The 7,733-nt window shown below is 43.6% G+C and carries 10 protein-coding genes; all 10 read right to left on the bottom strand.

The window, feature by feature from the left end; translation table 11 throughout:
- Nucleotides 1–101 precede the first annotated feature (101 nt).
- Nucleotides 102–758, bottom strand: a complete 657-nt coding sequence (locus JKY90_03585) for an NAD(P)H-dependent oxidoreductase (protein MBL4851347.1) — start codon at nucleotides 756–758, stop codon at nucleotides 102–104.
- Nucleotides 759–859: 101 nt separating this feature from the next.
- Complete coding sequence (locus tag JKY90_03590; GenBank protein ID MBL4851348.1) at nucleotides 860–1,120, bottom strand: helix-turn-helix transcriptional regulator; 261 nt, start codon at nucleotides 1,118–1,120, stop codon at nucleotides 860–862.
- 1 nt (nucleotide 1,121) lies between these two features.
- Nucleotides 1,122–1,403, bottom strand: a complete 282-nt coding sequence (locus JKY90_03595; GenBank protein ID MBL4851349.1) for a type II toxin-antitoxin system mRNA interferase toxin, RelE/StbE family — start codon at nucleotides 1,401–1,403, stop codon at nucleotides 1,122–1,124.
- A gap of 373 nt (nucleotides 1,404–1,776) precedes the next feature.
- A complete protein-coding gene (locus JKY90_03600; GenBank protein ID MBL4851350.1) occupies nucleotides 1,777–1,938 on the bottom strand; it encodes an IS3 family transposase in 162 nt (53 codons plus the stop codon).
- Nucleotides 1,939–1,953: 15 nt separating this feature from the next.
- On the bottom strand, nucleotides 1,954–2,421 hold the full coding sequence (gene ispF, locus JKY90_03605; GenBank protein MBL4851351.1) for a 2-C-methyl-D-erythritol 2,4-cyclodiphosphate synthase: 468 nt from the start codon (nucleotides 2,419–2,421) through the stop codon (nucleotides 1,954–1,956).
- Nucleotides 2,422–2,507: 86 nt separating this feature from the next.
- The gene (gene ispD, locus JKY90_03610; protein MBL4851352.1) at nucleotides 2,508–3,233 is read right to left on the bottom strand and encodes a 2-C-methyl-D-erythritol 4-phosphate cytidylyltransferase; all 726 of its coding nucleotides are present in this window, start codon (nucleotides 3,231–3,233) and stop codon (nucleotides 2,508–2,510) included.
- A gap of 15 nt (nucleotides 3,234–3,248) precedes the next feature.
- Nucleotides 3,249–3,527 carry a cell division protein FtsB gene (gene ftsB / locus JKY90_03615; GenBank protein ID MBL4851353.1) on the bottom strand — a complete coding sequence of 93 codons (279 nt, stop codon included), beginning with the start codon at nucleotides 3,525–3,527 and terminating at the stop codon, nucleotides 3,249–3,251.
- A 115-nt stretch (nucleotides 3,528–3,642) separates the two neighbouring features.
- On the bottom strand, nucleotides 3,643–4,932 hold the full coding sequence (eno, locus tag JKY90_03620) for a phosphopyruvate hydratase (GenBank protein ID MBL4851354.1): 1,290 nt from the start codon (nucleotides 4,930–4,932) through the stop codon (nucleotides 3,643–3,645).
- A 212-nt stretch (nucleotides 4,933–5,144) separates the two neighbouring features.
- On the bottom strand, nucleotides 5,145–5,984 hold the full coding sequence (gene kdsA / locus JKY90_03625) for a 3-deoxy-8-phosphooctulonate synthase (GenBank protein MBL4851355.1): 840 nt from the start codon (nucleotides 5,982–5,984) through the stop codon (nucleotides 5,145–5,147).
- A complete protein-coding gene (locus tag JKY90_03630) occupies nucleotides 5,981–7,645 on the bottom strand; it encodes a CTP synthase (GenBank protein ID MBL4851356.1) in 1,665 nt (554 codons plus the stop codon). The genes kdsA and JKY90_03630 overlap by 4 nt, the downstream gene beginning before the upstream one ends.
- Nucleotides 7,646–7,733 lie beyond the last annotated feature (88 nt).

The raw sequence follows: 7,733 nt of genomic DNA on the forward strand, positions 1-7,733 counted from the left end.
CTGTGGCCATAGTACTCCTAAGGTAATAAATTTAACATTGTGATAAATTTGTCGGCATAACTAAATACCCACAAATTCTGCTTATATTCGCAACTGTGCATTTATATGCGCAATAAAATATTTTCTAAGCGATGTCGTGACTTGGGAAGTTTTGAATTAAAGTCATCTTCAGGATGATGATAGCCAATAGCCAAAGCGACATCGCATTGATAGCCGTCAAGCTCCTGTTTAAATTCCTCGTTCACTAAATCAATATCAATACCTTCCATAGGTGTTGAATCTATTTTGAGGCGCGCCAAGGTATGTAGCGTATTGCCAAGAGCAAGATAGGTTTGTGCTTTTGTCCAAGTACTTGTGTTTCCAGTTTCATCAGTATTTTGCTCGGCAAACATAAAGACACCAAAGGCACTCTCTCGATCTTCAAGTTTGACTCGTTTGTCTTCAATGCCTTTATCCACCACTTTGGCATAATCATCACGGCTGTAACGTGGGTTGTAAGCAAAGAGAATAATTTGTGAGCTGTCAAAAATATGAGGCTGGTTATACTGATGTTTCTGAGCAAACGTTTTACTCATACGCTCTCTCGATTCTTCACTTTCAATGACCACAAATTTCCATGGTTGAGAATTAATGGATGACACAGACAAGCGCATCGCCTCAAAGAGCACAACAAGGTCTTCTTGAGGAATTCTCCTTGTTGTATCGTATCTTTTTGTCGAATGCCTCCAAAGGAGATCTTCGATAATTGGATGAACCATAGTCAAACCTTAAACTAAATTAGTTATCGTTAGTTTTGAAAATATAACGTTTAAGTTGAGTTGTAGCGCATCTTATTGCGCCATCAAGCTCAAATACCTTGTTATGCAGCTATCTCATGGTCAACATCCCAACCAGGAAAGACTAAAACTGCTGGGTGACATTTTAATGCTCTAGCGAGTACTTTTGCTCTTTCTACGCCTAAATTAATTGTACCGTTCTCAATGGCTGAAAGCGTTGATTGTGGTATGCCAGTGATTGCAGATAAATCATTTTGGCTTAATTCCTGTAGTACACGGATAATTTTCACAGACTCGCCGATAGAAATATCTGTTCTTTTTTGTGCTTCTTTATAATCTTTCATATTACTTCCTCCGGTAGTCATGTACTGTAACCTTGATTGCTTTTACAAAAAGCTGATCGTTTTCAATTTTGCAAATAATGCGGTATTGAATATTAAGACGTGATGAACGGTAGCCTTTCCATTCACCACGTAATGCTTCATCTTTAAAGCCCTCAATCTGTTTAAGACCTGATGGGCCTGATATCGATATGATATCTTTCCATTTTTCATATCGTTTAAGGATATCGATAGGTAGCGATTTCAGTCCTTTTAATGCACCTTTGTGCTCATATATTTTCCACATACTAAATATAGTATATATATCATATATGGTATATCAAGTTTTTAACGTTTAAAATAACTTGACGGTTTTACACAGAACATAGCGTTAGCGGCAAGGCGCGTAAAACCGGTCAACGTGGGAACTGAAATTGGACGTTTGTTGAGAGACTTCTTATGTATTAATTCCACACAGTGTCAGCCCTTTCATTATGGGCTTCCACCTATCTTTTATTGGCCTTTTTTTCCTTTTTCGCGGCGCGCTTTTCTTTCATCGTTTTCTCAGGTTTCTTTTTATCTGATTTTTTTGAATCTTGACCTTTAGCCATAAGTTTCTCCTTCAGCTTTGTTGATAAAATATTATACGTCTATTAAATATCGTGTATTTAAAACTGATCTTACCCACAAAAATTAGACACGGTTAATTGTTTATGTTGTTTCTCGTAATCATTCGGACTCATATAGCCGTTAGCAGAATGTCTGCGAGTTTGATTATAAAAAAGTTCGATGTATTCGAAGATACCGGATTTTGCTTTATCAACTGATTGGACTTCCCAGATTTCACTAGCCGTTTTTTAGACTAACAACACAACTGCATGTACGGCGATGCCTTCACCACGACCGGTATAACCCATGCCTTCGGTGGTGGTGGCTTTGATATTCATCTGTGAAGGCTCGACATGTAAATCACTCGCTAGCAGCGTTTTCATTTTGGGGAGGTAACTTGCCAGCTTTGGTGCTTCAGCAACAATAGTGATGTCGGCATTACCGACCTTGAGTGATTGCTTGCTGAGCATTGACATCACTTGTTTCAACAGTACTCGGCTATCGATATTTTTAAAGCTGTCATCGCTAGGGGGGAAGTGTACGCCGATGTCACCCAACGCAGCAGCACCAAGCAAAGCATCGCAAAGCGCATGAATGACTACATCACCATCGGAATGTGCAGCCATACCTTTGCTGTAATCGATGTTAACTCCACCTAATATGAGTTCCCGCCCTACTGCAAATTTGTGGGCATCAATACCATGGCCTATGCGCATACAGTTGACTCTCTTGCTGAAAGGTTTAGGGAAGCTCTGGATAAGTTTGGTTAAATTTAAGCTGAGATAAAACAATCATAACTTTTTCAGAGTTTCCCTTGTTTGGATAAATATAACTGAGCCAGCGATAAATCTTCTGGATAGGTAATTTTTATATTGTCGCTATGTCCTACCAGCATTTGTGGTTGTAAGCCTATATGTTCCATAGCGGAAGCTTCATCGGTAATTATGGCTTTGTCTGCCAATGCCTGTGTTAACGCAACGGTAAGTTGTTTTAAGCGAAACATCTGTGGTGTTAAGGCGCGCCACAAATCGTGGCGCGACACCGTTTTTATTACAGTGCCGTTATTTTCACAGCGTTTCACGGTATCGGCCATAGGCAAGCCTAATAAACCGCCGACGGCATGTTGCGATAACGATGAAATTAAATGGTCAATATCACTACGGCGTAAACAGGGTCTGGCAGCATCGTGGACTAACACCCAGTCATCAGCTCCTGCATCGACACTCGTATCAACATGACCTTTTGCAGTCAATGCCTTGAGGCCATTGAGAACAGATTGGCAACGCTCATCACCACCGTCAACGATCATAACATCAGGAAATTGACTAGCGATACCAGGCCAATACATGTCGTCTTTTGATAAGACTAAAACAATGCCGCTGATATCGGGGTGGCCAATAAAACATTCAATAGTTAATTCAAGCAGGGTTTTATCAGCAATACGTAGATATTGCTTGGGCAGTTCCACTTGCATGCGGCTGCCACTGCCAGCAGCAGGAATAACAACCCAATGTTTACACGAAGACAATTATTGTTTCACCGTTTAGTGAAAGTTCTCAACGATACGATAGAAAGTTTCGCCTTCTTTGATCATGCCAAGCTCGGTACGAGCACGCTCTTCGATAGCAGCAAAGCCATTTTTAAGATCAAGCACTTCGGCATCTAGCGCTGCGTTGCGTGCCTGAAGTTTAGCGTTGGCCTCTTCTTGCTGTGCAAGCGTTTGCTTTAAGGACCAGACTTCACCAAGGCTACCCTTACCCACCCACAAGTTAACTTGCAGTGCGCATAGGGTAAAAAACAAAATAACGGTAAACACTTTCATTAAGGTTGCGCCTCATTAGTCTTACTTTGGCCCAAAAGTTGTGTTTATGTGCTTCGGCTATGTGCCATTGATTATACAACTAACTACGCATGCAGAGCTTGATCTACATTACTCACTACGTAGCGAGAAACTTAGCAAACACCTCACGCCCTGCGTATTTTGCCTTATTACCCAGCGCTTCTTCAATACGTAACAGCTGATTATATTTGGCAATACGGTCTGAACGTGACATAGAACCGGTTTTAATCTGCCCAGCATTGGTTGCCACAGCAAGATCGGCAATAAAACTATCTTCTGTCTCACCAGAACGATGTGAGATAACGCAGTTGTACGAGGCATCGTTAGCAATGCGAATAGCTTCCAGAGACTCAGTTAAGGTACCGATCTGATTTACTTTAATGAGAATAGCATTAGCCACGCCTTTTTCGATACCTTCGGTAAGAATAGCGGGGTTAGTAACAAAAAGATCATCGCCGACTAACTGTACTTTCTTGCCAATACGCTGGGTCAATAAATCCCACCCATCCCAATCATCTTCTGCCATGCCATCTTCAATAGACAGTATAGGATAGCGTTCCACCCAATCGGCAAAGTAATCAACCATCTCCTTTGAACTGAGTACTTTGTTTTCTGATTCAAGATGGTATTTACCGTCTTTGCAAAACTCTGATGCGGCCGGGTCAAGACCAATATAAATATCTTCACCCGCTTTGAAGCCAGCTTTTTCTATCGCCTCTAAAATAACATCGATCGCTTCGGCATTTGAACCTAAATCAGGAGCAAAGCCACCTTCATCACCAACGGCAGTGTTCAGCCCTTTGCCATGTAACACTTTTTTCAATGCGTGAAAGGTCTCGGCACCCATACGTAGTGCTTCAGAAAAGCTACTGGCACCCACTGGCATGATCATAAACTCTTGCATGTCGACATTATTATCCGCATGCGCGCCACCGTTAATAACGTTCATCATCGGTACCGGTAAAACGCAGGATGTCTCACTGCCAAGATAGCGATACAGGTCTTGTCCTGAGTTTATTGCGGCGGCTCTTGCGGTTGCGAGTGATACCGCTAACAAGGCATTCGCGCCCAAACGACCCTTGTCATGTGTGCCGTCTAACTTGATCATGAGATCGTCTATGGTTTTTTGTGCATTGGCGTTCTGACCGATTACGGCATGACGAATTTCACCATTGACGGCGGCAACGGCTTTGGTTACACCCTTGCCAAGAAAGCGACTTTTATCTTCGTCACGCAGCTCTACCGCTTCGCGCACACCCGTCGATGCACCAGAAGGCACAGCAGCGCGTCCGACTATACCGTTATCTAAGATAACGTCGGCTTCTACGGTTGGATTACCACGTGAATCGATGATTTCGCGGCCTTTAATATCTTTTATTGTTGCCATGGTGATTAAGTAAGCTTCCAAATGTTAAAACAGTGCGAAACAATAACCTAGTTTTATATAGAATTATCGCCTAATAATTTATTAATTTGTGAGAGATTATAACAACTTATAGCTGAACATTAACCAAGCATCAAAATTAAATGTTGGCAATGAGGCAACTAACGCGCAATAACCGTGTTAATGATAAATTGAGATGAAGCTACCAAGCGTCACTAACGGAGTAGTTCGGCTTCTGCGAAAGGAGATGACTTTACGCAAGCATCCAAATTTTTGGCGACTGTTAATAGCGCTTCCATCTGATCAAGCGGCCAGGCATTCGGGCCATCGCTCAGTGCTTTAGTAGGATTGGGGTGTGATTCCATAAAAACACCTGAGACACCAACAGCAATCGCTGCACGCAGCAGCACAGGCACGAACTCACGTTGACCGCCCGACGTACTGCCTTGCCCACCTGGCAGTTGCACCGAATGAGTAGCATCGAACACAACCGGACATTGAGTGTTACGCATCACGGCGAGTGAGCGCATATCAGAAACGAGGTTGTTATAACCAAACGAGGCACCACGTTCACACACCATGATGTCGTCATTACCCGCTTCTTTGGCTTTATTGACAACGTTGACCATATCCCAAGGTGAAAGAAACTGACCTTTTTTAATATTAACCGGTTTACCCGCACGAGCAACGTTTTGAATAAAATTGGTTTGGCGACACAAAAAAGCAGGGGTCTGTAATACATCAACTACAGCAGCGACTTCGTCAAATGGCGTGTCTTCATGTACATCCGTTAGCACCGGCACGCCAATGGTGTTTTTGACTTTTTCTAATATTGCTAAACCTTTCTCTATACCCAGGCCACGAAAACTAGCGGTGGACGAACGATTTGCTTTGTCAAATGATGATTTATAAATAAATGGGATGCCCAGTTTATCGGTAATTTCTTTGAGTTGACCCGCCGTATCCAGTGCCATCTGTTCACTTTCAATAACGCAGGGGCCAGATATAAGAAAAAACGGTTTGTCTAAACCAACATTAAAGCCGCACAATTTCATACGCCAGCCACCTTATTAAGACTAGCCTTTTCCTTGTCGCTCTGCTGGTGCGTAATTGCTGCGTTAATAAAACCCGTAAACAAAGGGTGGCCGCCGTGCGGTCTGGAGGTAAACTCTGGATGAAACTGACAGGCTAAAAACCAAGGATGATCAGCAATTTCAACCATCTCAACCAACTCGCCATCTATCGAATGCCCAGACAGCACCATGCCAGCATCTTCTAAACGTGTAGCATAGCCATTATTAAATTCATAACGGTGGCGATGTCGCTCATTAACCGTTGCAGAACCATAAGTGCGATAAGCAAGTGAGTCTTCTTTCAGTTTGGCTTGTTGCTGACCTAAACGCATTGTGCCACCCATATCAGCGTCAGAAGCTCGGCGTTCCACCGAACCATCGCTGGCCTGCCATTCAGAAATCAGCGCAATAACGGGGTGTTGTGATTGACTATCGAACTCGGTGCTATGCGCGCCATCAAGGGCTGCAACATTGCGTGCATATTCAATCACCGCGACTTGCATACCCAAACAAATACCGAGATATGGCACATTGTTCTCACGCGCATATTTCACGGTTTGGATCATGCCTTCGACACCACGCTGGCCAAACCCGCCGGGGATTAAGATGGCATCACAGTGTTGCAGGCAAGCGCTGCCTTGGCTTTCAATTTCTTCGGCATCGATATAGTCGATAATAATTTTCGTGCGTGTTTGAATGCCCGCGTGAATCAACGATTCCGTCAGCGACTTATAGGAGTCAGTCAAATTCATATACTTGCCAACCATGGCAACGGTCACTTCACCCAAAGGGTTATCAATCGCATAGGCAATCGACTGCCATGCTGACAAATCAGCCGCATCGGCATCAAGTTTTAATTTATCGATAACGATGCTATCGAGATTTTGCTGATGTAATAACTCAGGAATCTTATAAATACTATCGACATCCACCGCTGAAATAACAGCACGCTCTTCAACATTGGTAAACAAGGCGATTTTACGCCGCTGTTCATCGGGCAGTGGCTGCTCGGCACGGCACATTAAAATATCAGGCTGGATACCAATGGAGCGTAATTCTTTTACCGAGTGCTGCGTAGGTTTGGTTTTTATTTCGCCTGACACCTTAATGTAAGGCACCAGCGTCAAATGCATATACAGAGTGTGGTCATGACCCAGCTCGATGCTCATTTGACGAATGGCTTCTAAAAAGGGTTGCGATTCGATATCACCAACAGTGCCACCGATCTCAACCAGCGCCACATCGGCGCCTTCTGCACCAATACGAATGCAGCGTTTAATCTCGTCGGTAATATGCGGAATGACCTGCACGGTGCCACCAAGGTAATCACCACGGCGCTCTTTACGAATCACTTCTTCGTAGATGCGACCTGTGGTGAAGTTATTACTTTGCTTCATGGTGGTGCTAATAAAGCGCTCGTAGTGACCAAGGTCAAGGTCGGTCTCAGCACCATCTTCGGTAACAAACACTTCACCGTGCTGAAATGGGCTCATGGTGCCGGGATCCACGTTGATATAGGGGTCGAGCTTGAGCATGGTCACGTTTAGCCCACGCGCTTCCAACAGCGCACCAAGCGAGGCAGAGGCGATACCTTTACCCAGCGATGACACCACCCCACCAGTCACAAATACGTATTTGGTCATAAACTCAGAAGATAAAAAAAGACAAACGTCGAAGTCCTACAAAGTACCAGATTTAGCTAATTCTCTCAATGAAACAAGGCTTTAAATC

This window comes from Gammaproteobacteria bacterium, from assembly GCA_016765075.1.
GTDB lineage: Bacteria > Pseudomonadota > Gammaproteobacteria.